The sequence below is a fragment of the Hwanghaeella sp. 1Z406 genome (assembly GCF_048892425.1).
Lineage (GTDB): Bacteria > Pseudomonadota > Alphaproteobacteria > UBA8366 > Aestuariispiraceae > Pacificispira.
This window is the reverse complement of sequence record NZ_JBLZHU010000011.1, coordinates 50,869-75,761: the sequence shown is the minus strand read 5'-3', so window position 1 is coordinate 75,761 and position 24,893 is coordinate 50,869. Positions and strand designations below refer to the sequence as shown.

At 55.5% G+C, this 24,893-nt stretch carries 28 protein-coding genes; 6 read left to right on the top strand and 22 right to left on the bottom strand.

Annotated features, from left to right (window positions below; genetic code table 11):
* Window positions 1-11 precede the first annotated feature (11 nt).
* From ACOSDR_RS18475 to ACOSDR_RS18465, 3 genes are read right to left on the bottom strand one after another with little or no spacing between them, the layout of a single operon-like run.
* Window positions 12-671 (bottom strand): hypothetical protein, encoded by a 660-nt coding sequence (locus ACOSDR_RS18475; protein ID WP_420724665.1) that lies wholly within the window; start codon window positions 669-671, stop codon window positions 12-14.
* Window positions 668-1,957: a hypothetical protein gene (locus ACOSDR_RS18470; protein WP_420732179.1), complete on the bottom strand. Its 1,290-nt coding sequence runs from the start codon at window positions 1,955-1,957 to the stop codon at window positions 668-670. Before ACOSDR_RS18470 ends, ACOSDR_RS18475 begins: the two co-directional genes overlap by 4 nt.
* On the bottom strand, window positions 1,944-2,531 hold the full coding sequence (locus ACOSDR_RS18465) for a hypothetical protein (RefSeq protein ID WP_420732178.1): 588 nt from the start codon (window positions 2,529-2,531) through the stop codon (window positions 1,944-1,946). The genes ACOSDR_RS18470 and ACOSDR_RS18465 overlap by 14 nt, the downstream gene beginning before the upstream one ends.
* Window positions 2,532-2,813: 282 nt before the next feature.
* Here ACOSDR_RS18465 and ACOSDR_RS18460 point away from each other — a divergent pair, with 282 nt between their 5' ends.
* A complete protein-coding gene (locus ACOSDR_RS18460) occupies window positions 2,814-5,552 on the top strand; it encodes an ATP-dependent DNA helicase (RefSeq protein ID WP_420732177.1) in 2,739 nt (912 codons plus the stop codon).
* Between the two features lie 317 nt (window positions 5,553-5,869).
* On the opposite strand, the gene ACOSDR_RS18455 is transcribed toward ACOSDR_RS18460, so the two are convergent.
* Window positions 5,870-7,066, bottom strand: a complete 1,197-nt coding sequence (locus ACOSDR_RS18455) for a Coenzyme F420 hydrogenase/dehydrogenase, beta subunit C-terminal domain (RefSeq protein WP_420732176.1) — start codon at window positions 7,064-7,066, stop codon at window positions 5,870-5,872.
* Window positions 7,059-8,006 carry an AEC family transporter gene (locus tag ACOSDR_RS18450; protein WP_420724660.1) on the bottom strand — a complete coding sequence of 316 codons (948 nt, stop codon included), beginning with the start codon at window positions 8,004-8,006 and terminating at the stop codon, window positions 7,059-7,061. Before ACOSDR_RS18450 ends, ACOSDR_RS18455 begins: the two co-directional genes overlap by 8 nt.
* Before the next feature lie 177 nt (window positions 8,007-8,183).
* Here ACOSDR_RS18450 and ACOSDR_RS18445 point away from each other — a divergent pair, with 177 nt between their 5' ends.
* From ACOSDR_RS18445 to ACOSDR_RS18435, 3 genes are all read left to right on the top strand, one after another.
* Window positions 8,184-8,588, top strand: coding sequence for a tellurite resistance TerB family protein (locus ACOSDR_RS18445; protein ID WP_420724659.1), 405 nt, complete (start codon window positions 8,184-8,186; stop codon window positions 8,586-8,588).
* A 1,289-nt stretch (window positions 8,589-9,877) separates the two neighbouring features.
* A complete protein-coding gene (locus ACOSDR_RS18440; protein ID WP_420732175.1) occupies window positions 9,878-10,414 on the top strand; it encodes a hypothetical protein in 537 nt (178 codons plus the stop codon).
* An 82-nt stretch (window positions 10,415-10,496) separates the two neighbouring features.
* On the top strand, window positions 10,497-10,667 hold the full coding sequence (locus ACOSDR_RS18435) for a hypothetical protein (protein ID WP_420732174.1): 171 nt from the start codon (window positions 10,497-10,499) through the stop codon (window positions 10,665-10,667).
* Between the two features lie 341 nt (window positions 10,668-11,008).
* Here the strand turns inward: ACOSDR_RS18435 and ACOSDR_RS18430 are convergent, their stop codons facing one another.
* The 6 genes from ACOSDR_RS18430 to ACOSDR_RS18405 form a co-directional block, all read right to left on the bottom strand.
* Window positions 11,009-11,770 (bottom strand): DNA/RNA non-specific endonuclease, encoded by a 762-nt coding sequence (locus ACOSDR_RS18430; protein WP_420732173.1) that lies wholly within the window; start codon window positions 11,768-11,770, stop codon window positions 11,009-11,011.
* 105 nt (window positions 11,771-11,875) lie between these two features.
* Window positions 11,876-12,286: a hypothetical protein gene (locus ACOSDR_RS18425; protein ID WP_420732172.1), complete on the bottom strand. Its 411-nt coding sequence runs from the start codon at window positions 12,284-12,286 to the stop codon at window positions 11,876-11,878.
* An 87-nt stretch (window positions 12,287-12,373) separates the two neighbouring features.
* The gene (locus tag ACOSDR_RS18420) at window positions 12,374-12,721 is read right to left on the bottom strand and encodes a S24 family peptidase (RefSeq protein WP_420732171.1); all 348 of its coding nucleotides are present in this window, start codon (window positions 12,719-12,721) and stop codon (window positions 12,374-12,376) included.
* A gap of 46 nt (window positions 12,722-12,767) precedes the next feature.
* Window positions 12,768-13,454, bottom strand: a complete 687-nt coding sequence (locus ACOSDR_RS18415; RefSeq protein ID WP_420732170.1) for a hypothetical protein — start codon at window positions 13,452-13,454, stop codon at window positions 12,768-12,770.
* A gap of 3 nt (window positions 13,455-13,457) precedes the next feature.
* The gene (locus ACOSDR_RS18410) at window positions 13,458-13,625 is read right to left on the bottom strand and encodes a hypothetical protein (RefSeq protein WP_420732169.1); all 168 of its coding nucleotides are present in this window, start codon (window positions 13,623-13,625) and stop codon (window positions 13,458-13,460) included.
* Between the two features lie 4 nt (window positions 13,626-13,629).
* Window positions 13,630-13,977 carry a hypothetical protein gene (locus ACOSDR_RS18405; RefSeq protein ID WP_420732168.1) on the bottom strand — a complete coding sequence of 116 codons (348 nt, stop codon included), beginning with the start codon at window positions 13,975-13,977 and terminating at the stop codon, window positions 13,630-13,632.
* A 97-nt stretch (window positions 13,978-14,074) separates the two neighbouring features.
* On the opposite strand from ACOSDR_RS18405, the gene ACOSDR_RS18400 reads away from it, so the two are divergent.
* Both ACOSDR_RS18400 and ACOSDR_RS18395 read left to right on the top strand, forming a co-directional pair.
* A complete protein-coding gene (locus ACOSDR_RS18400; RefSeq protein WP_420732167.1) occupies window positions 14,075-14,317 on the top strand; it encodes a helix-turn-helix domain-containing protein in 243 nt (80 codons plus the stop codon).
* Window positions 14,318-14,940: 623 nt separating this feature from the next.
* Window positions 14,941-15,237, top strand: a complete 297-nt coding sequence (locus ACOSDR_RS18395) for a hypothetical protein (RefSeq protein ID WP_420732166.1) — start codon at window positions 14,941-14,943, stop codon at window positions 15,235-15,237.
* Here the strand turns inward: ACOSDR_RS18395 and ACOSDR_RS18390 are convergent.
* The 11 genes from ACOSDR_RS18390 to ACOSDR_RS18340 all read right to left on the bottom strand — a co-directional run bounded on the left by ACOSDR_RS18390 (window position 15,220) and on the right by ACOSDR_RS18340 (window position 24,893).
* Window positions 15,220-15,426, bottom strand: coding sequence for an HGGxSTG domain-containing protein (locus tag ACOSDR_RS18390; RefSeq protein ID WP_420732212.1), 207 nt, complete (start codon window positions 15,424-15,426; stop codon window positions 15,220-15,222). The genes ACOSDR_RS18395 and ACOSDR_RS18390 overlap by 18 nt on opposite strands.
* A gap of 66 nt (window positions 15,427-15,492) precedes the next feature.
* Window positions 15,493-15,726, bottom strand: coding sequence for an HGGxSTG domain-containing protein (locus ACOSDR_RS18385; protein ID WP_420732165.1), 234 nt, complete (start codon window positions 15,724-15,726; stop codon window positions 15,493-15,495).
* Complete coding sequence (locus ACOSDR_RS18380) at window positions 15,653-16,348, bottom strand: hypothetical protein (RefSeq protein ID WP_420732164.1); 696 nt, start codon at window positions 16,346-16,348, stop codon at window positions 15,653-15,655. The genes ACOSDR_RS18385 and ACOSDR_RS18380 overlap by 74 nt, the downstream gene beginning before the upstream one ends.
* Before the next feature lie 68 nt (window positions 16,349-16,416).
* On the bottom strand, window positions 16,417-18,888 hold the full coding sequence (locus ACOSDR_RS18375) for a hypothetical protein (RefSeq protein ID WP_420732163.1): 2,472 nt from the start codon (window positions 18,886-18,888) through the stop codon (window positions 16,417-16,419).
* Between the two features lie 5 nt (window positions 18,889-18,893).
* A complete protein-coding gene (locus ACOSDR_RS18370; protein WP_420732162.1) occupies window positions 18,894-19,997 on the bottom strand; it encodes a hypothetical protein in 1,104 nt (367 codons plus the stop codon).
* 227 nt (window positions 19,998-20,224) lie between these two features.
* Window positions 20,225-21,424, bottom strand: coding sequence for a hypothetical protein (locus tag ACOSDR_RS18365; protein WP_420732161.1), 1,200 nt, complete (start codon window positions 21,422-21,424; stop codon window positions 20,225-20,227).
* 19 nt (window positions 21,425-21,443) lie between these two features.
* Window positions 21,444-22,013: a hypothetical protein gene (locus tag ACOSDR_RS18360; RefSeq protein WP_420732160.1), complete on the bottom strand. Its 570-nt coding sequence runs from the start codon at window positions 22,011-22,013 to the stop codon at window positions 21,444-21,446.
* A 233-nt stretch (window positions 22,014-22,246) separates the two neighbouring features.
* Entirely contained in the window at window positions 22,247-22,519 is a 273-nt protein-coding gene (locus ACOSDR_RS18355) for a hypothetical protein (RefSeq protein ID WP_420732159.1), read from the bottom strand.
* Window positions 22,510-23,748, bottom strand: coding sequence for a bifunctional DNA primase/polymerase (locus tag ACOSDR_RS18350; protein WP_420732158.1), 1,239 nt, complete (start codon window positions 23,746-23,748; stop codon window positions 22,510-22,512). The genes ACOSDR_RS18355 and ACOSDR_RS18350 overlap by 10 nt, the downstream gene beginning before the upstream one ends.
* A 3-nt stretch (window positions 23,749-23,751) precedes the next feature.
* Window positions 23,752-24,228 carry a hypothetical protein gene (locus ACOSDR_RS18345; RefSeq protein WP_420732157.1) on the bottom strand — a complete coding sequence of 159 codons (477 nt, stop codon included), beginning with the start codon at window positions 24,226-24,228 and terminating at the stop codon, window positions 23,752-23,754.
* Entirely contained in the window at window positions 24,222-24,893 is a 672-nt protein-coding gene (locus tag ACOSDR_RS18340) for an HNH endonuclease (protein ID WP_420732156.1), read from the bottom strand. Before ACOSDR_RS18340 ends, ACOSDR_RS18345 begins: the two co-directional genes overlap by 7 nt.

Here is a 24,893-nt window from a genome sequence, read left to right as displayed (position 1 = left end):
CCCGACCGCTCTCATTCGCTGGACCTTTTCTGAAAACGCTTGCGGCAAAAGTCCAGCAGGTTGTCTTTTGGTCCTATGCCGCTTTCCCACCAGGGGGCCTGTTTGATCCCGGTGAGCGCCTGAATTCGCTCTTTATCTTGCAGTTGTGCGCGAAACTTGCGATTGAACCGGCTCTCAAATACCTCGCCCTTCCAGCGATAAACAATATAGGGGGCGGTCAAGGTGCTGACTACAAAGGGAAGTGTTATAAGAAACCAAAAAGTGTTAGGATAGGATGTTGAGAACCAATCGAATGTTTGCGTACTGGAAAATAAAAAATCAAAGAATGAAATAAATATAAGCCCGTATAACATTATGGCTGGAATAGAAATTAAAAATATACTCAAATATATATTAAAATAAAAATATGATACTATTGATCTTATTGTCATATTTATTATTAATTGATTCCATAATCTGGATAAATTTATAATAATTACAAAGCTTATAACTCCAATTATGTTTATTGATTCGTAAAAAATAGTATTTTTTATGTCGATGTGATTTGGTCCAAAGACTGAGATTATCAACATCATTAATACGCCCAAGCTGAACATGGCCACCACGCAGATGGCCATGTCCAGTACCCATTCTAAAAAGAAGAGTCCGAAAAACCGGCCAACCGCTTTCATTCGTTGGACCTTTTCCGGTAGATTTGACGCACAATGTTCTGCCCGATCTTCACGCGGTCAGACTCCTTTTTGGTATTGTAATCCTGGGTTGAGAATAGATCGGTCGTTGCTGCCTGTACATAATCGTTTCGAGAATCTCCAATCGCCGATAAGTTTATTTTGCCGATTCCAAATTGGTCCAAAGGCTTAATGTTGACATATGGCATCGCATTCGTAGTTGAGTCGCTGATTTCTTGCATAACTACCCTTTTGTTGAGATTCGGATTATCCATAAAATAGCGGTCTGTTAGCACGGAAACTAAATGCTGCTCCCGTTCGACCAGCTTTATGTCAAGATCTAATCCCCGCAGTCCCTCCAATCCTTTTGGCTCTACCCCCTTTTGCAAGTTGGCAAAAATCTCCAAGTTATAGGGGATTAGATTGTGGTGAATGAATTTCAGATAGTCTTGGGATTCATACGTAAGATAGGGGTTGTATGCGGCGTCCACAGCGCCAACAGCGTTCCAACTGGTGACCTCACTCGCTGCCTTGGGAAAATTGGATGGAATGGCGCCCGGCGTATTATGCAGCAAGGCGTGGATCAACTCATATGTCCGACTGTTTTCAAGAACAGTTTCACCCGGCTTTAGGGTTTGCATTGCCTTGTAGAAGTCATCACGTGTTGGACTTTCGGGCAAGTCTGGGAAGGCTTCCCGCAGGGCATTTATACCTAAAGGAGCACTATCATCGATTACAAGGTCGGATGGCCCCTCAGTGGCGGCTTCTTTAATGAAATCCCAGGTTCCGTCTTTCGGTTTTGCGTCCACACGGCGGTTTCGCTCCTCCTGGCTGAGGCTCCGATTTTCTTTGCGGCGCAGAGTGGCCTGATGCACGTCTTGTTGCTGTCGTTTTGGGGCAGTCCATAGAGGCTCGTGCAGGGCGCCTGCGACCCAGGAACGGTCACCCTGGCTTCTGTGATAGCCCAGGGCTGCATCTGCTTTTGATTTGAAGGCATGATATTGATCCTGCTGCGAGTCGGGCAGGGCCTTTTGGTAGCGGTCCAGGATATCGGCATATTCAACGGCAAACTGGTCGGGAGACCGCTGTTTTGCGGCTACCATGAACTCAATCAGACCAGAGGGATCGCGGGTCTTGGTCATTGCCGATACCAGGCGGTCATTCGAGGCTTGCGCTTCCTCTGAAAGAACAGGCGCAGCAAATCCCGAGCAAACGGGATCGTTTGCGACGACGTATTTGCTGAAAAAACAAGCTGTAAGAGCATCATGTGTGAGCTCATGCGAGCGCATGATGCTCTGGTGCCGAGGGTAAGGGGCGCTTTGGTTCCCCTGGCCCGTGCATGCCACGATAGGACTGGCTGGCCTTGGTCTGGGGTGAGGGGGACGGGCGCTTTGTTTCGCTGCGCGTTGGCGGATGCGGGTTTCGCGTTTCCACGGTTCGGTTTGGATCGGACAGCCGTATGCCGGGTGTGATCAGTGTTTTGTAGGTTACATCCGGTGCGGCAGTGCGCTGTGGTTTTGAGGCATTGATCCCTGAAGCCGACGGCGTGGGCACGGGCGCGGTTGCACCATCCCAGCGATTCCAGGCCGGATTTGCCGGGACAGTCGGATTGGTTGCTACTGTTGGCGCGGCCGGGTTCAGACTTGGCAGGGTCGCGCTATAGCCCCCTGCGAGACCGCCATTATACGGCATTCTGCCAGATGTGTTGGGTGTGGTGGATACGGCTGTGGTGCGCGCGGGTGCAGTGGGCGCGCGGGCGCCTATCGAATCAAATCGTGCCGTGCTGCCGCTGTCGACGGCGGGTGTTGTTGGTGCGGGTGTGCTTGGTGCGGGTGTGCTTGGTGCGGATGTTGAACTGCCCATGGGTCATTCCTTTCAAAACTAGAGTGTATCCAAACAAAAGACGCCGCATCGGGGGTCCGATGCGGCGTAAGGCTTGAACAGGGTAAGTCTGGCTTTTGGGATTTGGACGCACTTATGGCCCGCTCCCAAAGCTTGTATAGCGTCTTAATAAGAACATGTAAAGAATTAATTTAAAAACCATACTTTAAAGGGAACATAATGGCCCATTCATGATTGAAACCATCGCTTGAGGACTGGGTTGGAATCCGGTGAAAGTGGGGAATGTGTGCGGCCCCTACTCTTATGCTGGAACCTACGCCCGCCCTTGTGGCCGGGGTGCATGAGGCCGCGTGGCTGACCGAGGATGGAGAGGTGGAGCGTCTGCCCCATAAGGAGGCGGCACGGCGGCTGTCCAAAGGCGGGCCGATTTACCTGTTGCATGCCCCTGCCACCGTGGCCCGGATTTCGGGTCGGGCCGGGGGGCGTATACCGCCTGGCAGTTTGGATCTGCTGGAACTGTTCGCCTTTGTCGCGCCTGCAAAATTCTGTGTACCGACCCCGCGCGGGCTGGCCGAGGCTTTGCAATTGCCAATTCCAGGCGGGCTGGAGGATCAGGCAATCCTGCTGCCCCGCGCCGCCCAGCGCCTGTTGCGTCATTTGATGGCGGTGGGGGAGCGGGACCCCCGAACAAGACGCTGTGCCTTCGCCATGGCTCAGGGCGGTTGGAGCTGGGGGCCCATGGTCCTGGCGGCACTGGGGGAGGAGTCGGAGACAGCCGGGCTGCGCGCCGCTGTCACCGGGTTGGATGTCTGGAAGGACCTGCCGGAATGGCAGGAGGAAGCGCCCCCGCCGCCGCCCGGTGATCTGGCCGTTGATCCGGCAGAGGCACGCAGCCGCCTGGCTGATCTGCTGGGGGCAGGGGCGGAAGCCCGGCCGAGCCAGTCTGACTATGCCTCTGCCGTCAGTGAGGTGTTTCGGCCCCGCGAAGATGAAGGCAATCCCCGTGTCGTCCTGGCAGAGGCGGGAACTGGCGTGGGCAAGACCCTGGGCTATATCGCGCCGGCCAGCCTGTGGGCGGAAAAGAATGAAGGGCCGGTCTGGCTGTCGACCTATACCCGCAACCTGCAGCATCAGATTGATGGGGAGCTGGACCGCCTGTTCCCCGATGCGAAGGAGAAAGACCGCCGCGTCGTCATCCGCAAGGGACGGGAGAATTACCTGTGCCTACTGAACCTGGAAGAGACGGTGCGCGCGGTGGAGATCAACAGGTCGGAGGCAATCCCGCTGGGCCTGATGGCGCGATGGGCGGCGGCAACGCGCGATGGCGATATGACCGGGGGTGATTTCCCCGCCTGGCTGGTAGATCTGACCGGTGGGCGGCGGCTTAGCAGCCTGACCGATCGGCGCGGGGAATGCGTCTATACCGCCTGCGCCCATTACAGCCGATGCTTTATCGAGCGCGGCGTTCGGCGGTCTCGCAAAGCTGATCTGGTGGTGGCCAATCATGCGCTGGTGATGATCCAGGCGGCGCGCGGCGCGCTGGATCTGGGGGGGCGCACAACGCGGCTGGTGTTTGACGAGGGGCACCATGTCTTCGATGCCGCCGACAGCGCCTTTTCCGCGCATTTGTCTGGTCAGGAAACGGCTGAATTGCGCCGCTGGCTGCGCGGGAATGAGGGCACCGGGCGCGGTCGCGCGCGGGGTCTGAAGGCGCGCTGCGAAGACTTGCTGGGGCCAGAGGACAATCGCGCCCATCTGGAGGCCCTGATGCGTGCGGCCGCCGGTTTACCGGGTGAAGGCTGGCATGCCCGCATGACGGAGGGGCGTGCACAGGGGCCGGTCGAAGTCTTTTTAGCGGAGGTCCGTCGTCTGGTCTATGCAAGGGCGCGAGACGCCGATGGCCCCTTCGGCCTGGAGGTTGAAGCGACCGAACCCAGCCCCGAAGTCGCCGAAGCAGGCCTGAGCGTTAAGGATCTGTTCCAGACCCTTCTGCGGTCCGCAACGGGCTTGCGCGATGGCTTGTTGGCGCGCCTGAGTGAGGAAGCCGATGAGTTGGAAAGCGGCGACAAGATGCGGATCGATCAGATCTGCCGCTCGCTCACCCATCGCGTCATAGACTATGCCAAGGCAGCGATGGAGATGGCAGGGTCCCTGGATCAGGCGACGCCCGACCAATTCGTCGAATGGTTTGGGGTGGACCGAGTTGATGGGCGCGACCTGGATGTGGGCATGCGCCGTCATTGGGTTGACCCCAGCTTTCCCTTTGCTGAAACCGTGTTGATCAACAGTCATGGCGCGTTGATCACCTCTGCCACGTTAACCGACGGGTCTGGGGATGGGGAGGCTGATTGGCTGTCGGCGGAGCGTCGTGCTGGAACGAATTTCCTGCCCAGCCCGCCCATTCGGGCAAGGGTGCCATCACCCTTTGATTACCCCAAAAATACGCGGGTCTATATCGTTACCGATGTGAACCGTAACGATACCGCCCAGGTCGCAGCGGCCTATCGCGGCCTGTTCCGGGCCTCTGGCGGGGGCGCGTTGGGCCTGTTTACCGCGATTGCCCGGCTGCGCGCGGTCTATCAGCGCATCGGCGCGGATTTGGAGGCAGAAGGCATCGACCTGCTGGCGCAGCATGTGGATGCGCTAAACCTGCCGACCCTGATCGATATGTTCCGCGCAGAACCCCATAGCTGCCTGTTGGGGACCGATGCCATCCGCGATGGGGTGGATGTGCCGGGCGACAGCCTGCGCCTGATCGTGTTTGACCGTGTGCCCTGGCCCCGCCCGACGATCCTGCACAAGGCCCGGCGCGGTCACTTTGGCGGCAAGGAGTATGACGACGCCATGACCCGCCTGAAACTGAAACAGGCCTTTGGCCGGCTAATCCGGCGCGCGGATGATCGCGGTGTCTTCGTCCTGCTGGATTCCCGCATGCCCAGCCGCCTGCAGGGGGCCTTCCCGGAAGGGGTTGAGGTTCAGCGGGTCGGACTGAAAGAGGCGGTCGAGGGGGTCGCGGCCTTTTTGATGCCTGCTGAGGTTTAACTTTACGATGTCTTTTGTCATCGCTGCTCTGGACCCCGGATCAGGTCCGGGGTGACGGAATCGAGCGCACACTATTGTCATCCTTCGAGACGCTTCGCTCCTCAGGATGAGGGTGCTTATTGATATTGGGAACCGCAGTTGCACGTCTCATTGTCGACCCGTTTGTAGGCAAAAGCATTGGCGACCGGCTAGGTGGGACTAATGAAATCGCACCAATCGTCACCCCGGACTTGATCCGGGGTCCAGGGCGGCTGGCGCGATTGATGCCTGTGGCCCTGTTCACCCGCCTGCGCGAATAGGGCTCGAGTGGTGGTGCGTCATTCCCGCTCGATCCCATAGGGTTTCACGATGTCCCAGACATGATCGGGGATCATGTAGGGCGCGCGGGCGGGTTCTTCGCGCCGTAGATGAACGACGGTCTCGCAGGCCTTCATCTCTACCCGGGCGCGGGCGAATTCCAGGCCCTTGGGGCCGACGATGGGCATCAAGCGCCCGACAATCGGGCGCAACCAATTGGGCATGCGGCGCAGGGGCAGGCCGCCCGCCGCGCGGATTGTATTGGCCAGGAACCCTTTTACCGGCCCCTCGCGTTTGCCTTTGCTGCCCGGCGCTTCCGATTGGAGTTCATCACCCAGAAGATCGATCAGTTCCTCGCCCCGCTCATTCCTCACCAGCAGCCATTGCTGACCCTGTCCGCCCATATAGCCCACGGTTATGTCGCTCAAAACATTGGTGTAATCCACACAGGTGCGACAGGTCAGGGGGAAGAAATCTGGTGGCAATTGCGAGATTGGCAGCATCAGGAAGGGAATTTCCTTTTTGCGGCCATCGGTGAAGCGCAGTTCCACATAATAATCTGCGCGGAATTCCAGATAGGTGATCGTGTCCGGGTCTTCCGCCAGCAATTCCAGGAAGGTATGGAAATTCTCTGTTGTCGTATTATCGGAGCAGGGCGTGCCGATGACATACAACCGCTCCAGCCCCAATTCCTTTTCCAGCGCACGCAGGGCATAGACTTGGCAGGGAATGCCGATCACGGCCAGACGCTTGTAGCCTTTGGCAATGGCTGGCTCCAGCAGCGCCAACAGGGGCGCATAGCCCATGCGCATGCCCCGCACCTGTTCCATACCCTTTGGTTCGGTCACCAGAACCGGCATTGGTTTCCATCGGTCCTGTGGATCAGGCGCCATGGTCAGGACGGCATCCACCGCCTGTGTTTCCAGCAGGCGTTGGGCGATCCGGGTGGTGATGCCAGTCCATTGGGCGCCAGGGCTGGGGTTTTTCAGTTTTGCGCGCAGCATTCGTCGGAACGGGCCGAAATACATCTCGTCGCTGCGAACCGGGTCCCTGGCGCGGCCATGAACAGCGGTTTCCATCGCGGGATAGTCTGGTTTGATAAATTGGCAGGCCTTGCCGCATTGTTTGGGATCTGACATGCGCGATACGCCGCAATCGGTACACAGGCTGCGCGGGGCGGCGGGTCCATAGGCAATGGCCTCGACCGGGTCAGCCATGGTTCAGTAGGTCGACATAATGCTGCAGGATGAAGGAAACGGTCACGACAGATAGAATTGTCGATACCAGGATGACCGCTGAGGCCCGTTGGACATAGATGCCATATCGCTGGGCCAGCACGAAAATCAATCCCCCCGTGGGCAGGGAAGCCATAACGACCGCAACAGCCTCTTCCAAAGGATCCAGCGGGATCACGTAATGTGCGATCAGCCAGGTAGCCAGCGGATGGATGATCAGCTTCACAAAGGTGACCCAACTGACCTCTGCGGCGCCGCGTCGAACAGATTGTCCCACCAGAAACAGGCCCATGGCAAACAGGGCACAGGGCCCTGCCGCTCCGGCCAGCAGATCCAGAAATTTCAGGCCGGGGCCGGGAATTGTGATGCCCAATGCGGATAGGGCCATGCCCAGCGCCAAGGCACAGAGCAGCGGGCTGCGCACCAGGCCGCGGACGGCGTCATAGGCAATGCGCGGGCCTTTAGATCCGGTGCGGTCCACTTCCATCATGGCGGTCGCCAGGCCCAGCACGATAAAGATATTGGCCAGCACGGTTGCGATCATGGGGTTGGTTGCACTCTCGCCAAAGGCTGCCAGGCCCAGGGGAATTCCCATATAGCCGGTATTTGCAAAGACCGAGGAGGCGCTGTGCAGGCCGATCTCCCCGATCCGCCGTGCAAAAAAGATCCGCGCAATGATCGCAATCGGGATCGCGGTGAAAAGATAGCCGCCGGCCACGACCGCCAATAAAGGCCAGTTCAGAACGGCCTCGACCGGCGCGCGCGATGTCGATGACAGAAACAGGGCGGGCAGCGCGATGAAAAACACAAAACCGTTCAGTGCGGCCGTGGAATCTTGTCCCAATAACCGGAACCGTCCGGCCAGCCAGCCGGCCAGAATGATTGCGAAGATGGGAATGGAAAAGTCGATAAGAGCTTGCATGATGGTACGCTATAAGCGCTGGCCCCGTTTTGTCGAGCCGAAAGCATGGCACTGGCCTGTATCAACCCCATATTAGCGCGAAGGACAGGCGTAACGGTCTTCCTTGACGTGCGGCGGGGAGCTTGAAATAACTCAGGCTCTTTATAGAAAGAGTTCTTAACGGAGGGTTTCTGAATAATGCTAAACCGTCACGAGGCGCTTATCCACGGTATGGTGATCGCCGCTGCCGCTGATGCCGTGATCACTGAATCCGAAATGGAAATGATTGGGCGCATCGTTGCGCATCTGCCCGTGTTTCGTGATTTTGATGTGACGCAACTGACCGGTATCGCAAATGCCTGCATCGACAAGCTGGATGATATTGATGGTATCGATCACATCTTGCAGGAAATGAAGGCCTCTCTGCCGGTATCGCTGCATGAAACTGCCTATGCGCTGGCGGTTGAAGTGGCGGCGGCGGATTTGGAAGCCAGCGATGAGGAATTGATCCTGCTGCAGATGTTCCGTCAGATTTTTGGACTGGATCGCTTGATCTGCACGGGTATTGAGCGCGGTGTTCGGGCGCGATTCACCATCGATTAACCCCCCGCGTCGTCGTCTGGTGTTCAGCTTCGGCAAGGAATCAAGCCGCCAATACAGATCTATTTGCGCGAATTGGCAGAGATGGTGACAAATTTGCAACGCCAAAATTGTCTAAAAATTAGGCGTTCGCCTATTATTTTATCGTTAGATTTCAAAGGATTCGGAGTTTGTGACGCATTTGTTGCGGGGCTTCTGTTTCAGCCATGCAGTTTTCGCATGCCCGGTTTGACGATTTTAACGCTAGGCGGGGCGGCTCAACAAGACTATGTAAGGGGTGCTTCAGTTGCTGCAGTGCAGCGACGCCGGGTGATGTCCCCATCAGCCCGGCCCTACGTCTCCCAGACGTGAAGCCTCCCTGTTCAACTTGCCCCTAGGTCTTTGACTTAGGGGCATTTTTTTGTCTGTGGTGTAGAACGTCGGGGGCACGGTTACTAAATGGTTACTAATTGCCCTAGATTTCCCCCCTGTCTTGCCTTGTCGTCTACCAGCGTCGGAACGGTTCAGGAAACGGTTTGCCAAACGGTTTCGGTAACGGTTGCCTAAACGGTTGAGGTAATCGTTAGCCAAACGGTTCTATGACGGCGCGTGACAGGTTGTGATAGCAGAGAAAGCAGCCAACATGCCCAGTCTTGGTGCTTTTATCAGGCAAGGATCCTTAAAGACCCCCTTTTATTCTCAATATAGAATCTTGTTTTGTACTAAATTTCTGATCTCGAAAGTTTGAAACCGCCCAGAGTTCTGCGAAAAATTAGCTGTTTCACCCGCCTTTTGGGTATGCTGATAAAACTGCCGATGGAAATAGAAGTCACGAATGTAAAGGGCCATTTCTAGTGGTCGCGCTGAGTTCGCCAATTGCTCGGATTACACCCTTCCAAACGGTAACACCGTCCACGTCCCCAGAATCCAGGCATTTATCCGCTTTCATGGCAGCTTCTATTGCAGCGTCGTCCCCATGCTGGTCTATGAGTAATTTTGCGGTGCGGTAAATGTCTATTGGTTCCATTTTCAGCAGCCTAGGTCGGACCCTAACTCCTGGGAACCCCAAGACGGCAGGGCCTTGGGGAAAAGGTCCAAGTCAGAGCGACGTTCAATCTCTTGAAGTGGTTGAATCTGGCCACAGTAGTTGGCGTCCCTGTCGATTTCCTGATCGAAAATAAAGCCCACCATCCGGCATTTTGCAAAGAGACTACTTTTCAGTACCCATTGGCATTGTTTTAACCTATTACGGTATCTTGACATATTCCCTTTAATGTTGTGGTTAACAACTCTTTTATTCAGTGGATGGTATAATGATCACTCTTACCAAAGCAACGGCACAAAATGGCCTGTTGGATCGTCTTGCGACCAGTTGGGAATTAGAAGTCTCTGGGTATGGCGAAACGATGGATAGCTTTCCGCAGGTTGAATACGCGGCGGAGGCAATGGCTCGAGACGCTACAAAGCCTACCTTTGGTATTTATGTGCTGCATGATCCGAATACAGAAGGTGACGAAACCTTCTATGGGTTGGGACATTTTAACACAGCTCTTTTGCCGAAAACTAAAGGAATTACGCTCCGAATGGTTTGGTTTACGCTCGCACCGCGTTTTGATCTTGCAGATCCTGATCCAATGAAGATTGCCCTAATGATAACAAGTCTTATCAATGGGATGTATGATTTGTGCGGGGAAGGAGATATGTATGCAAATCATATGAAACTGCATCTTCCAAACTCTGACGATCGGCGGTTCGCCCAGTATCTTGCTACAGGTTTTACTAACAAGCTTCCCAAAATTTCGGTTGCTGTAGGCGGAGCTTGGCTCCATATTGATAATGTGCATCCGTAGGGATTTGTTAACTGTTGGCATTTATTTTGCTGATAGTGTGGCAGAATGGATGCCGAAACAGGGATTATGAAAGGTAATAGTGATGTCTACGCAGGAGGAATTCTACGCTGCTGTTGAATCAGTTGTGTCCGCAGCTGTCGAAGCGATGGGCGATGATATTAAGAACATTTCTATGATCGTTGGCTATAAGGATTTGAGCGCAACTAGTCGCTCTACCAAACCTATTACCCAGGTGGAATGTATGGCTGCTTAACAGTCGGGGCATTTAACATCCTTTGGGATGTTGGCAACGCGAACGGCGGTGACGGGCTGGCTCTTGGATATTGCTGCGCACGTGGCGTCGTCAGATGTTGCATTCTGATTGATAGATTTATGGACTCTTCGCGAGCGTTCCACTTGGTTTCTACTGTGTCCGTGATTCCAAGGTATTAAATTGGTTGGGGTCAGTTTAACAATCGGTCTTCTTGTTCTAGGTTTCCTCATCTATTTTCTGAGACGGTTTCGGTAACGGTTCGGGGAACGGTTCCCTGAACGGTTCCATGACGGGGCGTAACAGCTTGTGACAGTCTGTGACAGGGTGTGACGGGTGCAACATTAACAGCCAAGATCGGCCCGCAAATCCTCAGAGACCCAATCGGCGGCGGCGTCGGGGAACAGGTCCAGGCCGGATCGGTCCTCAATCTCTTGTAACGGTTTGGACTGGTCGCAATAGGCCGCGTCCCGTGCTAGTTCCTGGTCAAAGATGAATCCGGCGATCTGTCCATTCTCCAGCGCTACCACTTTCCAGAAACCAGACGGGACTTTGTGCGGTTCGTCTGCACCGGGAAGCGGGTCTTCTGGTTTCTCATATAGGGTTCCCGTAAGTACCCAGACTTCACCTTGTTTCCAGGTCAATTCGCGTTCGGCGGTTTCAAGCCCAAGCCATGACCCTTGATTCAATTCTGAGCGTTGCGGGGTGATGTTAGATAGATAGTTCGTATCACGCCAAAAGACCGTACCGGCGAAAGAGGCAAGCGGGGCCATATGCCCCCGATCCGTCTTTATGTGTTTGTGTGCGCCCTTGTAATCGTCGGGTTCCAGCGTCTCGCTATCGTCCAGGGCGGGGTCTGATTTCCAATCCCTATTGAGACTTGCAGACGTGCCTATGGTTTCCTTGGTCACTGTGTACGCCACCCAATCGGCAAGTTTCGTATCGTCATTCGATGATAGGGCATAGATTTGACGGATGATAAGATCGTTCGTTTCCGGCGTACCGGTTGGGCATCCCTGCAAGCAATGGACAATATGGATTTCACGATCTGCCAGGGCAGGCGTTGCCAGGAAGGCAAAGGCAAGGATGATTGAAAAGCGGCGCATGTGGTTTCTCCAATTCATTCGAGGGGGGGGGGACGGGGTAGGGAAGCAATACGCCCCCGGCGATGGTGCGGGGGCGTTGCTTACAGACAGGGCGGTGTCAGACGTTTAACGATACTTCCGGCCTACAAGTGCAACATTGCTAAGGATTGCCTTATTTGCAGGATCGGCGCTGGTAAGCATTGCCAGACCCTCGAAAATATTTGCAATCAAAAGGCGGGTGGCATTGTTCCCTGATTGATCCAATGGCGCGCCGGTTGTCTGCCAGCGGGTGAGGATAAACGCCTGGATATACAGATCGGCGGGGGTGACGGCGGGTTTCTCCGCGATACGCAATTCGTCCTTTTGGATTTCCTCTATCAGACCATCCTTTGCTTTTTTGCATTCGGCCCAAAAATCGGATTGTTCGGAATCCGGCAAGCCCGGCTCATAAGCATCATTGGCAAGTGTTGCGAATTTATGCGCGGCGTCGATTGTATCCATTAAGCCCTGAAAAATGGCGTGGTGTGATTCGTCCATTCGGTGTTCCTTTCAGATTATGCGTTCAAAGTTAGTAAAGGCAACATGCCCCCGGATTGTCCAGGGGCGTTGCTTACAGCCAAGGCGCTATGCGGTCCTAACCCATCGCCCGACAATGCGGCCTGTGATTTCGCATTCTGCCAAGGGAACAAGGCGGCTTGAATAAGCTGGATTGGCGAAACTCACATTCACCATAGGCTTGCCGTCGCTGTGGATAAATTCGAGGCGGCACACTACATTTTCAAGACCATCCCAGAAAAGGAACAGGCCGGGGGGCGATGGTGTGCAGTCTGCCAGATTAACCGCGATCTTGTCGCCCGGTTTAATTTCCGGCCCCATCGAATCGCCCTGCATGGTCATAAAGCGGATTGCAGCGGCGTCGATAGGGCGTTCCGGCGTTGTGAGCATATCCGCAACTGTCTTGGCGAGTTCCATAGTCGATTTCTCCAGTGTGCAGGGCTGTGTCAGGCGTTAGGGTTGTCTATCGGGCACTACCGGCGAGGGCGGCGATACCATCGGCAACGCGGCGGGCCAAGGCGGTGATTTCCTGTTCGTCGGTTCCAAGTTCGACGCTGGACGGGTCGCGGCGAGGGGTGCCTTCCTTAGTCCAATTACACAATACAAGTGCCTGGACCTGGACGCTCTCCAGGGTCTTGGCTGGTGTGTCTGCAATCTTGTATTCCAGTTCATTGGCGCGACGAATATGGACCAGGGCTTGCGCCTCCAATGCCTTTAACCCTGCCGCCTTCTCCAGTTCGGCCTCTTTGGCTTCTCTTGCCTTGAATTGCTCAATGACGGCGGTACGTTCTGAGCGAAACAATGCGTCGATTTCAGCATCAGATTTGCCCTTGGCTCGGTCCAGGACGCGGCGAAGGGTGATAGTATCGATGCTGTGTGAATTGGTAAGAGAAGTCAGGTAGGACAAATTCCCGTTGTCATAGGCCGCAATAACGGCGGGATAGGTGGAATCGAGTTCCTTCAAAATTGCATCTTCTGTGGTGGCAAGTTGGGAAAGTAGGCTGTTGGCCTGAGCATCTTCATCGCGGCTTTTGCGGTACCATCCTGCATGGGGATCTGAAACCAGCGCGGGCGCGGCGGTTGCGGTTGCGGTAACAGCGACGGCGGCGGCGGTGCCCATTAGGGCGGTGCGGCGGGTGATCTTTTCCATTCTCTAAGCCTCCATTGGTGCGGGGATGTTGGCGCGGATCATCAAGGCGACAATCTGCAATCGGGTAACTTCGTGGTCTGTAAGGGGTTGCCCCGTCGCGGCCTTTGCCAGCGCTTCCGATGCTGCCATGAGTTCGGCGGGGCTGTTGAATGTCAGGGTGACTTGCAGCATGGCCTTACCATCCAGCGGCGGCGGCGTAGTATTGGCGGCCCCGATATCCGTTATTGCGCTGTGTCGGCGCGGGGCGGTTGCGGGCCTGAATGCGTAACAGGGTCGCATCGGCGGAAAAACCGTCACACTCGCCACGATGTTCGGCCCATGCCTGAGACAATGCGCCTGCGATATAGGACTGAGCCTTGCCACCGAAAACACGGGCTGCCATGCGGGCGATGCTCCAGGCGCGATCCATAACGGCGCGACGGGTTGCAGTGCGGGCGCGTGCTGCCTTCTCCTCCGGGGTCGCATATTCTTCAGCGATAGCGGCGAGCATGGCGGCTTGGATGCGGTCTGTGTTGAGATACATGGCGGCGTTCCTTGTTTTTGCCTCTTTCATGACTTAATATAGGTCACAGACGAACCTTATTCAACCTTTTTAATTCACGAAAGACCTAAAAAACGTCATGGCGATATCAAAAGAGCAAATTAGGGCAGGCCGCGCCCTGGTCGGACTGAGTGCAGGCGATCTGGCAGAGAAGGCAGGCGTGGGCCTATCGACTATCCAGCGAATGGAGAATCGAGGGACCGGCTCCAGCACATTGGCGAATGTCGAGGCGGTCCAAGCGGCTCTTGAAAAGGAAGGTGTTATTTTCCTGCCAGCGGATCAGAACATAGACGGCGGTGCGGGTGTCAGGCTCAAAAAATGAATATCCCGGAAAGAATCCCGCAATGTATGGAAGCACTAGAGCGCGTTGTTTGGGGTCCGGGGGTTCAATCAGATGATCGATTAGAGATTCTTTGGGGCCTCACACTCGCATGGCCCCCGGCCTTGGCCTCAGAGGCTTATCAGCGGTTTTATTCCGGTTGTGATGATACTTGGTATATGCGGGCAACCTTGCTAGAGCGATTGCGCGAAATAGGTTTCGGGCAACCACACAAAGAACCCGACGATATAGCGTTTTTTGAATCTCTCCCGGATCGGGTTAAAGTTTGGCGGGGCTGTTCTGCCTCTCGCGTGCGCGGCTTATCTTGGACGACTGCACGGGATACAGCGTTGCGCTTTGCACGCGGTCATAGAATGATACAAGTTCCAAATCCTACCCTAGCAAGTGCCGTCATACCGAAAACAGCCATATTTTTCGTAGTAACGAATAGAAAGGAATCTGAAATCATCTTAGACCCGCGCCGCCTATCTAGGCTGACAACTGAACCATTCTCCCCGGAATGATCCAGGCTATAGCCTCAATCTCTCGCGCGCGTGCGCGTATTGGATAAGAAACCCCTACGCCCCCTCTAGCGGTCCCGATCATTCCGTCCTATATTTCAATTTATGAGAAAACACGCCCTAACCATCGCCCTGGTCCTGTTGCTGCCTTTCGTCGCGAATGCCGATGAACAGCAAGCCCCCAAGCAACGGCAAGACCGCCCCGAATTGGAAGTCCCGTATATCCTGCCAGCGGATCGGTGCTTAATGGCGATCTATGGCCCGGAATTGCGGAAAGAATTTAAAAAACGAATTTCAGGATGGTATCCACCCCAAAAGCAAGAAACTCTCGATTGGTTATATCAGATGCGAGACGCGGGGATGATAACGATTGAGTTTTGCGATTCAGGCGGGAATGCCTAGGGCAATCGCTCCACCATGCAGCTTGCACCTTCCATTGTGAGGGGCGTTTCGTCTTTGATCCCAAACGGGCGGCGCTTGGCATGGCTTGCCGGATTTAGTGATTGCCCCGCACCGTGGCCTATTTTTGCGGGGTGTCTGCCTCACACCATACAGACCCGAATCCCGCAATTTTTGCTCTAGGATTTGCATTGCCGTCTTTTGTTTCATCGTCTCTCCCTCGCGCGTGCGCGTATTGCTCTCAAAACTATCGCGGGCCTATCCGACCATAGCCATGATTTCCTTGTGCGCCTGGAGAATTTCCCGGATGTGTTCCCGGTCCCTAATGGCGGCTTTAGTCCAGTGTCCATGCTTCAGGGCGTTTGTGTTGCCCTTGGGTGCGCCTGTTGATTTGCCGCCATGCAGGCGACAACGGCCCTTACCCTTTATCGCTGGACACTGACAGAAAGTCCCTTTCCGGGTTTTCGCTAAACATCGGGGCGCGCTGTTCATGGACAAGACGCGGTCTAGGTTCATGGGCTTGATCCTCGATTTTCTGATTACCCCCTCCTAGTCGAATTATGTCACCAACTACGGCTTGCCCGCCTTCTGTGACGTAGAAGCGTTCAACTCGGATGGTCTGGGAAGCCTTGGCGCGGTGCTTTTTCAGGGCCTCGACTTGCATTGCAAAGGTCCGTAAGAGCTTGTTGGCGGCATTGCTTGCGGCGGCGACACCATCATCTGTTTTGGAACAGTTGATCTTTCCGAGCATTTTCATTGCATGCATATGGGTTGCTGCCATTTGGGCGGCCAACATGCCCTCTATAGGGTCTTGTGCGTCGATACTCGCTGCCAGGACAAGAGGCTCATTCAGTTCGGTTTCTGTTGGATTATGCCAGTCCTGAGTCACTGCCCCAACAAGGCCACCGTGAATGAACCGGGCGGATTCCTCGTCTAGCGCACCGAAAGCCTTAACAAGACTATTGGAGTACGCTTTCAGATCCTCTTTAGTTCCAGCGCATATCGTAAGGTTGCCTCTATCGTTCTTTTCCAAATTAACGCGCGGGTGAATGCGCTCCGCGTCTTGCTTTGCCATAACCCTTTCAGGCTTTTCCGGTTTAACCTCACTTGGCATTGACGGGGATTCCTTTCTCTATTCCGGTTTATGGTTGCGGCCCGCTTCTCTATTTTCGCCTATTTTATTCATTGTGACAGTAACCCCCTTCGGCGCTGTTCGGGTTGCCCTGTTCCTGCATTGCCTAACAATCCCCCTTGTCCTGCCAGGGCTTGCGCTAGGGGGGTCTGTGGTTGGCCTTGGCGTAGGAAAGGAAGGCGTGCGCTATCGCCCATAAGGGCGCGGACCATCGGCCCGGTCTTATCGTCGCCTTGGCCCTGAATTGCCTGCTGCATAAAGTTTTGAAACTGTGCGGCGTATTCTTGGCCTGTTTCGCTGCGCTGTGCGGTTGCTGTCAGTCCAGCGGACACCAAGGGCATATTCATGGCCTGCTGCATACCTCTAACGGCGTCCGTTGCGGCGGCTGCCCCCATCTTGTTCTGGATGGACTGCCCAATCAGACCGGAAAATGGAAGCGTTGCCACGGCCCCGGCTGCCCTATTGGCTGCCCCCGTGCCCAATGAAGGCAAAATCCCACGATCAACCAATTCCCGCATTATTGCCCAAGCGGACCCGCTAGGATTCGTCGCCTCGCGTGGCGTGATGGTCTTGGATACATCGTCGGCAAAGGTTCGCAATGCCGCCATTTCATCGGGGGAAAATAATTCCCGTGCGATCACCGTACCGTCACCATCCAAAAGATAATTTACGTTCTTTCGTATGGCCCCCGGCGATATTTCCCTAACCCCCTGATTAGTGGATTTCGTGAAAGCTTCAATCAAATAGGCAGACTTTAACAAGCGGAATTGTTCGCTTTCTTTGCCGAAAACCTGCCCCATGCGCTGGACAAGGTTTCGGGCGATGGATTGATCCCCGGCCTTTGTGATGCTTACAAGGTAATTTACGGTCTGAACCGGCGTAGCAAGGCTTTCATCCAGTATCTTTTTCATGACGCGCCCGGTCGGGTCTTTGCCACCAAATAGGGACCTGTATTCGGACCATAGGCCGCGTGCATCCTTCAGGGCGGTAATTGTCGCTTCGTCGCCCTGCATAAGACCATTGGTCACTGAATCGTCTAACCATTGATCCATAGACCGTTTAACCTGCCCTAGTGCGGCATCGGCGGGGCTGCCATTGTTTGGCATGGAAGTCATGACGCGGCGGCGCAATGCCTCGAATGCTTCAAGGTTCACTTGGCGCAAGTTCGGCATATTTGCAAAATGATCGGCCTGCCCAATCACGCGGCGGACGCCTTCCATTCCGGGCGCGCCCAAATCAAAGCCCTGTTTTCGCAAATTGCGGGACATATCCGAAACCATGCCCCGGAAACTGTCGGGCGTAAAACTGACAGGCGGGGCATTCCTCAATCCTTCAAAAGCTGAATCAGCGGTCGCCTTGGCAGTGTCACGGGCGCGGGTGATATCGTCCTCCAGGCGGGTGCCGATGCGCGTCATGGATTGCCCATCAAAGCCTATTCCAGCGCCGATCCTATCCTCTAGATTATCGGCCCCGGCTCCTATGGCCTCTCTCTGCGCCTGTTCAAATCCTTTCATTGTTTGTTGTGCGACTGGACCGCGTGCGCCCTGTCGCATGGCTTCCTCTCGCGACACTTGCGCGATGTCGCCTGCCGCTTGGCCTTTGGTCAAAGGGATTTCGTATCGTGGCAGGGTCGATTGTGCTGCACCTTGGGGTGATCGTGTAAGGGCACGTTTGCCAGCCCTCAGAAGCGGGGGAAGGGCGGCCTCCAGTGTGCCACCGATAGCGGCGGTCGCGCCGGTCTGTGTTGGGTCGAATTCCTCTTTAGACCCGGCTGCGCGTCCTGCGTACTGTGTCAGGGCGTCCGATCCTCCATAGGCAGGCAATGCGACGGCTGCACGGCCTAGCGCGGTTGCGGGTGCCCCTGATACCCATCCAGCGGGGAACAGGGTCGCAACGCCTGCTAATAGGTCATTGGTGTCGGTCCCCGTGAAACCCGGCTTATTGATATAGTAGGGTTGCCCTTCCCATCGGATCATCGGATTGCCACCGGCATCCACAAACGCCCCCTCAAAGCGCGGATCGTCTTTGAAGTGTTGGGCGATGATATTCGCTTTCCCGGTCGGGTCGGTTGTCATGCCCATTTTGAGAGTTGGGGCCATTTTCTCCATAAAGCCCATGCCTGGAATCTCTGTCACTTCCCCGGCGTCTGGGAATTCCAGTTTCGGGGCGTTGCGCTCTTGCATGACTTCGCGCTTGGCCTGCATGGCCTGTCGTTTGGTCATATCCTGTTGCGGGGCTTCCTGCCCCATAGATTGACCCATATCTTGCGGTGTAAGGCTCATAGGGCGCGGCGGCGTCGAGACTTGTTGCGGCATTGCGCCCTGGTCCATCGATCCTTGACCTATCGGCCCCTGGTTCATTGGTGCGGGCTGTTGCGTGTTCTGGACGGGTCGCCACTCTTGACCATCGAATGCGCGGATTTCGCCCGTCTGCGGATTGCGGGCGGTTTGCGTGTCTATCCATGCGCCATTTTCCAACCGCTTGGCTTTTCCGGTCTGCGGATTGATCGCGATCTGTCCCATTTTTCTTACTCCACTAAAAAGAAATTTTCGGGGGGCGGGGGCACGGCGGACGGCATCCGGGGAAGGGTGCCGGGTTGATTTGTTGGCGCATCTTGGGTTCGCATTGCTGCGATTTCCTCTTTCGAGAAAACGGGGCCTAGGGCCTTGTCCATCGCTTCAAAGGCTCCAGCGAGTGAATAATTATTATCGCGATAGTATCGCTCTAGGAATTGGAGTTCCTGGGTTTGACGGCGGCCCAACTTCTCCAGATGATCGATCACAAGGCGGTTGCCTTGGGGGGTTCGCATAAGGTTGGGCAGGGCCTCCATAAACATTGTTACATCGCGATCCGATGAAGACCCGGACCCGGTTTGACGCATCGCGGGGGCCAAGCGGCTTTGAATGGATTGGATAAGTTCCCCCTCACTCAAAGACGGATCGACGGGAAGCCCCATATCCCCGGCAAGGCTGCCCAAGAATAGGCGAATGCTTGCTGTTGGGCCTGTTCCGAATTCATCAAGTGACTGTCGGACCCTTTGCAGATCAGGCAAAACAGACCGCATTTTCTGGACGTTTGTTCGCAAGTCCCCAATGTATTGTGCATCGATTTTTGAAAGTTCATCTGCACCTTTCGGAAGGTTGACAGTCACTCCGTTTGTCTTTGCAAGCTGGTCCGTCATGGCCTGTTGAAATTCAGGCGTGCCGGGAACATATCCAGCGGCTTCAAGGTTTCGCTGCAAGCTGGTTTCATCATTAGACGGGCTGTAGTTTCCGGCCCGGATATATCCAGACTTTGAATAGAAATCTTCATTCACGGACCCGGCATAGACGGACTTTGTATCGCCCGTTTTCGGGTGCGTCATATTCACAAGTTCGGGCTTTGACTGAGGGGAGAAAGCGGCGGACGTTGCGGCCTTCATTCCGGTTTCAGGGTCCAGGCGAATCATTGCGGCCTGTTGGGGTGTAAACCCGCCCTCTGAAATCATTCCCTCCAGGGCATTGGTGCGGCGGCGGTCGTTTCGACCAGCGGCAAGCTGTCCAGTCAATGCCCCTGCGGCGGCTCCAATGTTTCGGCCTGCGTTGCCCGGATCGGTCGATGGTGCCCCGGCTGCAATCAGATAAGGGGCCATTGCGCCTAGTGCTGTTGGCAGGTCGCTATTGAAGATTGACCCTATTGCGCTCTGTTGTGGCGCAACTGACATAGGCCGGGGGGCTGCTGCTCCAGGGACCATTGCGGGTTGCTGCGTCGTGCCCAATAGACCGCCCTGGACTTGCGGATCGTTCGGGCTTCCCAAAAGACCGACCTGGATTAAGGCGGGGTTTAAAAGTCTTGGGTTCACATATCCTTGCATGCTCGTTACTCCACTAGGAAAAAATTTTCGGGGGGCGGCGGCGTATTGGACGGCATGCGCGGCAAGCCCTCTTGCGCCTGGGGGACTGTCTGATTCATGGCTGCGATGTCTTGCGGGGTGAAGACCGGCCCTAACTCCCGATCCATCGCGTCATACATCCCAATCAATGAATAGCCATTCCGGCGATAATAGTTTTCCGCGAATTGAAGTTCTTGCGCCTTGCGTTGGGCGATGCGCTCCAGGTGATCGACCACTTGCCGGTTGCCTTCCGGGGTTCGCAAAAGGTTTGGAAGGGCTGCAAGGAACATCGACACGTCTTTGTCACTGGATGAACCCGAACCCGTCTGTCGCATGGCAGGCGCAAGGCGGCTCTGAATGCTTTGAATCAGTTCGCCCTCTTGCAGGGATGGATCGACGGGCAAGCCCAAATCGTTCGCCAAGCTGCCAAGGAACAGGCGGATATTTGCGGTCGGACCCGTGCCGAATTGATCCAAGGCGGCGCGGACCCGTTGCAAGTCTGGCATGGATTCCCGCATTTTCTGGACGCCCTCCCGCATGCCGCCGATAAATTGCGCGTCGAGTTTCGATAGTTCGTCTGCACCCTTCGGAAGGTTGACGGTCACTCCCCCTTGCTTGGACAACATATCGCGGGCGGCTTGCTGATATTCCGGGGTTCCCGGCTGGTAGCCTGCCTGCATAAGCTTTACCTGAATGTCAGGGGGCTGTTGATACGCGGGCTGTCCAAGGGCCTCTTGCGCGGTCTGATATCGGAAACCATTGTTGCCGTCCGGTACTTTCACCAAATCGGCGGCTGTGATTGGCTTTGGCTTGTTGTTTTCCATGCCCTGTAGTGCGGCGAATTGCAGTTCTTGCGCCCGTGGTCCTGTCAGACCGTCCAGGGCGGCGAACATGCCTTGATAGCCTTTAGGCGGCTCTGTGGTGCCTCCAGGCGTCAAGGGTGCGCCGGTTGGGTCGCTGTAAGTCCGGTTGGGCGCACCTTGTCCCTGAAAACCCCGCATGGCGGCTTGGAATGCTTTTTGATCGGCCTCTTGCGCCTGCTGCCGTTCCTGTCGCTGCCTGCCCATCTCTAAGCCCTGCGTCAACTGAGACGCCAGATAGCCCAAACCGCCCGCGTGAGTGCCGTTGTTCATCTGCGCGGCATAGTTCGGATCAAGTAGTTTTACGTATCGGCCTGCGGTCTGCATTGGATGGTCCTTTCGTGTTTCAGGCGTTGCCAGCGATTAAGGGGGACTGGACCGCGCGAACAATTCGATCTTCATTTTCAAGTAAGACTTCGGCGGCCCAAGGGCCTGCGACTGCCAGCGCAATATGTGCTGTAGTTTCCAGCGACCATTGCCCCGCCATTTGCTCCAGGCCGATTGCCGTTGCAACGTTGTCCGGCTGCAATGCTGCCAGGGCTTGCCGATATTCAGGCGGCTGCTGTAACAACCAGCGCAGGGGAATCGATAGTTCTGGACGCGCTGGATAGGCCGGGTTCCCGTGGCCATGTTCGCCATATGCCGCGACGCCCTCACAATATAACCGTTCTCGCGTATCTCGATTAATGCTCCATTGATCCAAAAGCCCGAACACCAAATCATTCACGCGCTGGTCCAGGTTTCCGAGATATGCGCCGATAAATTGGCGTTTTAGGCTTGTGGTGATTTCGTCGGGAAGGGTAGCCGCCCCCGGATCAAGGGCGTTGTCGGACGCGGTGGGGCCATGAGGAATGCGGCAATCCGGGGGCGGCGTTTGTGACCGCTCAAAAGCGGAATTCTGTTTCCTGTTTCTCATATCCTGCTTTCCTCATGTTGGCGCGATCCCCGACGATTCCGACATAAACAATATAACTGATAAGCGGTTTACCTGCATGTATTAATTCCCTTAAATCCGTTACCGGTAACACATTGGACAGGTGACGCGGTTCGGCAATTTTTGTAAGATTGCCTTGGGTTGCTTGCACCGGCCCGGCAAACGGTGTCCCGACATGGAAGCTGGAAATTCCTTGTAAGGGGCCTTCCGTCTGTCTAACGCGGCTTTTGTTGCAGAGAAGCGGCGCGGCCCGTGTACTCCCCAAAGGATGCACGGGCTTTTTTTGTTTCAGATCCCAGATATTCCGCTAGTGCCCGTTCTATTGCTTTGGACAGGACGGCGGAATCATCGGCCTGGGATTTCTCCAGCATACCGAATTCAAGCATCGCCAATTTTAAGGCAGGCGTTGCCGTGATTGTCACAAGGGTTTCGCCCCGGCGTTTTCTTTCGCGATAGGCCGCCATTTTTTTTGCAGAGTCTAAGGGCATTGGCTGCGCCGGACTCGGACGGGTTTGGTTTGTTTCGTCCCGACTGACTTACGCCCCGTTTTCTCTTTCGATTGGCTTGGTTCTTTAGAATCAGACAGCATCCTAAGAGAAGGGGAAGGGGGTATGTTATATTGGTGAGCGTTTTGCACACCTTCCCCAAATTGATAGCGCGGCGGGTCTCCAGCGCCATTGCCTCCAGGATGAACACAAGTCAGATAACTATTGTCAGACAACCAATCGCGGGCATTCCTGAAACGGCGGACAGACCAGCCAAGGGATACCCCTAGTGCATTCGCAAGGATGAATTCAGCTTGCTTTGATCCAACACGCCAGCCATGCGCGGCGCGTATGTGCATCATCAAACAAAGCGCGTCACTGTTACCGCCAATGTCTTTTAACTCTGTCGCACTCATGGCCGCGCGGGCTTCCCCGCCCCATAGGTTCCCACTCTCCCGATACTGCCAGACCTTGCGCGCAACGGTCACAGCTTCACTGTCTGGCAACGGCGGCGTGAAACTGGCATTGATTGCGCGGGCCTCGATCAAGAGCGCGTCAAACGTGGGGACGTGGTGTGCGGCCTGAATAAGGGCATGGAATAGATCGACGTTGCGGCCTGTTCCACCGGGTTGTGTATTTTCCGCGCGTACAGACGTCCGAAAAACCTTCCCGACTTGGATATCGTCCATATGCGCGGCCTGGACGGGGCCTAGGCGCGCGGTAGCATCTTTCATAAAGGGGAGACGCCGCAAATCCTCTAAACGGCCCTCTAGGACGCGATAGTCGCCTGCTTTCTTGTCTGGCGTTTCAGGGTTTAACGGGCGGTGTGATGGGGCCAGAACGGCAAGACCGCCCCCAAGGATATCTAAGGGGCAAGCCTCGCCAAAAGGTTTGATACTTCTGATTTCGCCGTTGTGCCGATAATACAGATGCACGCCCCCGCTTGGGGTTGATATTTTTAGGGGGGTGTCCCCGAAAGCCTCCAGGGCGGCTTCGTGGTGAATCGGATACGGTGAATCAACATCGACAACCGAAATCCCCGAAATAGGACCGCACAAAATGGCGGCATTGGCGCTTGCCAGCCCTGGACGGTTCAAAAGCTTTTGCATGGTTCCGACCCGCAAGCTTTCGGGATGTTTAACCCTTGGGACGTGCGGGGCTTCTGCCCTGGTCGGAATGGTCGGGACGCCAAGCCCTGCCAGGACAGGGGCGGCTTCTGTGAAGGCTCCCATCGATCACGCCTCCACCTTTGGGGCCTGGTCTTCAGCCTGGAGTTGGCGCGCGACCCGCAACAAATCTTGCATCTTGGGCGGGCGTTCCGATTCATACCGGATGCGGGCGGCGGCGTTAATCAATACTTCATCAACCCCGATATCGTCTGGATGGTCTGGTATGTCTTGGATGAATGATTGAAAGCGACGATCCGCGATAGCCTCACTTGCCAACAAGGCACGGGCAATAAGAGCCAAACCCAAGGACTTATCACCCTCGGTCAGGTCTTTAACAGCACACGCAAAGCGATTCATCGGGCAATTTGTGAAGGCGTATTGCGTCACCGTGCCATCGTCATTTTCTATCGCGAAACGCGGGGCGAATTGACCGAGTAAGGGCATCATGCGCCCTTTGCCCATTGCTTCCCGGTTGCCATGACGGACGGCTGCGATCAACAAAGCGGGTGCCACGGTCTGGAGTTTGTCAGGGATTCCTAGCATGGCGCACCGCCTGGACGCGACACGCCCTGTTCGCCCGGTTCCGGGAAATTGAGCCTTGCGAATTCGCCATGAACGCCACGGGCAAGGCAATCGTAGTCTTTCGCGGCCTCTTGTGCCGTGAGCCGCCAGGGACCGCGAAACCGCGACCCGTTTTGCGTCACGGCTGCCTGATAGCGGCCTTGCGCTGGATCAAACCCAATTCCAAGGAATCCTGTGTGATTCAGGCAGACCGTGCGATTAGCGGAATTCTCGGCCCTTGTGCATATCCGCAAGTTTGAGCGGCGATTGTCGAGTGTGTCACCATTGGCGTGATCGACCACAAGACCGGGGGCTGGGGCCATGACTTCCCTATGCATGTAACAAACGCGACTCTTGCCGTTGCGGGTTACAGAACGGCCCGCATATCCGTTATTCGTGCCAGCGGGAAACCAACGGTATTGATTCAGGCGGGCATGATCTGCCCTGTCGACAAGGATGGGCTTGCCGTCGCTGCGAACAATAACGGCGGCTTGGTCGCCAATATCGGACAAGTCAAAATGTGTCGCGATGATGGACGGGACCGGTTGCGGAATTTTCGGAGTTGGAGTATTCTTAGGGCCTTCCGAGCCTGTTAAGAAATCTCCGTCCCCGGCCAGCGTGCCGGGGTTCGGTCTATGGTGTGTCAT

What these genes read in the sequence shown, in the direction of transcription:
- ACOSDR_RS18345 (WP_420732157.1), bottom strand. Translation starts at nt 24,228, where the DNA reads ATGCTAGGAATCCCTGACAAACTCCAGACCGTGGCACCCGCTTTGTTG.
- ACOSDR_RS18425 (WP_420732172.1), bottom strand. Translation starts at nt 12,286, where the DNA reads ATGGACGAATCACACCACGCCATTTTTCAGGGCTTAATGGATACAATC.
- ACOSDR_RS18420 (WP_420732171.1), bottom strand. Translation starts at nt 12,721, where the DNA reads ATGGAACTCGCCAAGACAGTTGCGGATATGCTCACAACGCCGGAACGC.
- ACOSDR_RS18355 (WP_420732159.1), bottom strand. Translation starts at nt 22,519, where the DNA reads ATGCCCTTAGACTCTGCAAAAAAAATGGCGGCCTATCGCGAAAGAAAA.
- ACOSDR_RS18390 (WP_420732212.1), bottom strand. Translation starts at nt 15,426, where the DNA reads ATGCAAATCCTAGAGCAAAAATTGCGGGATTCGGGTCTGTATGGTGTG.
- ACOSDR_RS18385 (WP_420732165.1), bottom strand. Translation starts at nt 15,726, where the DNA reads ATGAACAGCGCGCCCCGATGTTTAGCGAAAACCCGGAAAGGGACTTTC.
- ACOSDR_RS18445 (WP_420724659.1), top strand. Translation starts at nt 8,184, where the DNA reads ATGCTAAACCGTCACGAGGCGCTTATCCACGGTATGGTGATCGCCGCT.
- ACOSDR_RS18460 (WP_420732177.1), top strand. Translation starts at nt 2,814, where the DNA reads ATGCTGGAACCTACGCCCGCCCTTGTGGCCGGGGTGCATGAGGCCGCG.
- ACOSDR_RS18340 (WP_420732156.1), bottom strand. Translation starts at nt 24,893, where the DNA reads ATGACACACCATAGACCGAACCCCGGCACGCTGGCCGGGGACGGAGAT.
- ACOSDR_RS18470 (WP_420732179.1), bottom strand. Translation starts at nt 1,957, where the DNA reads ATGCGCTCGCATGAGCTCACACATGATGCTCTTACAGCTTGTTTTTTC.
- ACOSDR_RS18455 (WP_420732176.1), bottom strand. Translation starts at nt 7,066, where the DNA reads ATGGCTGACCCGGTCGAGGCCATTGCCTATGGACCCGCCGCCCCGCGC.
- ACOSDR_RS18475 (WP_420724665.1), bottom strand. Translation starts at nt 671, where the DNA reads ATGAAAGCGGTTGGCCGGTTTTTCGGACTCTTCTTTTTAGAATGGGTA.
- ACOSDR_RS18375 (WP_420732163.1), bottom strand. Translation starts at nt 18,888, where the DNA reads ATGGGACAGATCGCGATCAATCCGCAGACCGGAAAAGCCAAGCGGTTG.
- ACOSDR_RS18450 (WP_420724660.1), bottom strand. Translation starts at nt 8,006, where the DNA reads ATGCAAGCTCTTATCGACTTTTCCATTCCCATCTTCGCAATCATTCTG.
- ACOSDR_RS18410 (WP_420732169.1), bottom strand. Translation starts at nt 13,625, where the DNA reads ATGCTGCAAGTCACCCTGACATTCAACAGCCCCGCCGAACTCATGGCA.
- ACOSDR_RS18440 (WP_420732175.1), top strand. Translation starts at nt 9,878, where the DNA reads ATGATCACTCTTACCAAAGCAACGGCACAAAATGGCCTGTTGGATCGT.
- ACOSDR_RS18435 (WP_420732174.1), top strand. Translation starts at nt 10,497, where the DNA reads ATGTCTACGCAGGAGGAATTCTACGCTGCTGTTGAATCAGTTGTGTCC.
- ACOSDR_RS18415 (WP_420732170.1), bottom strand. Translation starts at nt 13,454, where the DNA reads ATGGAAAAGATCACCCGCCGCACCGCCCTAATGGGCACCGCCGCCGCC.
- ACOSDR_RS18360 (WP_420732160.1), bottom strand. Translation starts at nt 22,013, where the DNA reads ATGAGAAACAGGAAACAGAATTCCGCTTTTGAGCGGTCACAAACGCCG.
- ACOSDR_RS18380 (WP_420732164.1), bottom strand. Translation starts at nt 16,348, where the DNA reads ATGCCAAGTGAGGTTAAACCGGAAAAGCCTGAAAGGGTTATGGCAAAG.
- ACOSDR_RS18350 (WP_420732158.1), bottom strand. Translation starts at nt 23,748, where the DNA reads ATGGGAGCCTTCACAGAAGCCGCCCCTGTCCTGGCAGGGCTTGGCGTC.
- ACOSDR_RS18365 (WP_420732161.1), bottom strand. Translation starts at nt 21,424, where the DNA reads ATGCAGACCGCAGGCCGATACGTAAAACTACTTGATCCGAACTATGCC.
- ACOSDR_RS18370 (WP_420732162.1), bottom strand. Translation starts at nt 19,997, where the DNA reads ATGGCCCCTTATCTGATTGCAGCCGGGGCACCATCGACCGATCCGGGC.
- ACOSDR_RS18400 (WP_420732167.1), top strand. Translation starts at nt 14,075, where the DNA reads ATGGCGATATCAAAAGAGCAAATTAGGGCAGGCCGCGCCCTGGTCGGA.
- ACOSDR_RS18465 (WP_420732178.1), bottom strand. Translation starts at nt 2,531, where the DNA reads ATGGGCAGTTCAACATCCGCACCAAGCACACCCGCACCAAGCACACCC.
- ACOSDR_RS18405 (WP_420732168.1), bottom strand. Translation starts at nt 13,977, where the DNA reads ATGTATCTCAACACAGACCGCATCCAAGCCGCCATGCTCGCCGCTATC.
- ACOSDR_RS18430 (WP_420732173.1), bottom strand. Translation starts at nt 11,770, where the DNA reads ATGCGCCGCTTTTCAATCATCCTTGCCTTTGCCTTCCTGGCAACGCCT.
- ACOSDR_RS18395 (WP_420732166.1), top strand. Translation starts at nt 14,941, where the DNA reads ATGAGAAAACACGCCCTAACCATCGCCCTGGTCCTGTTGCTGCCTTTC.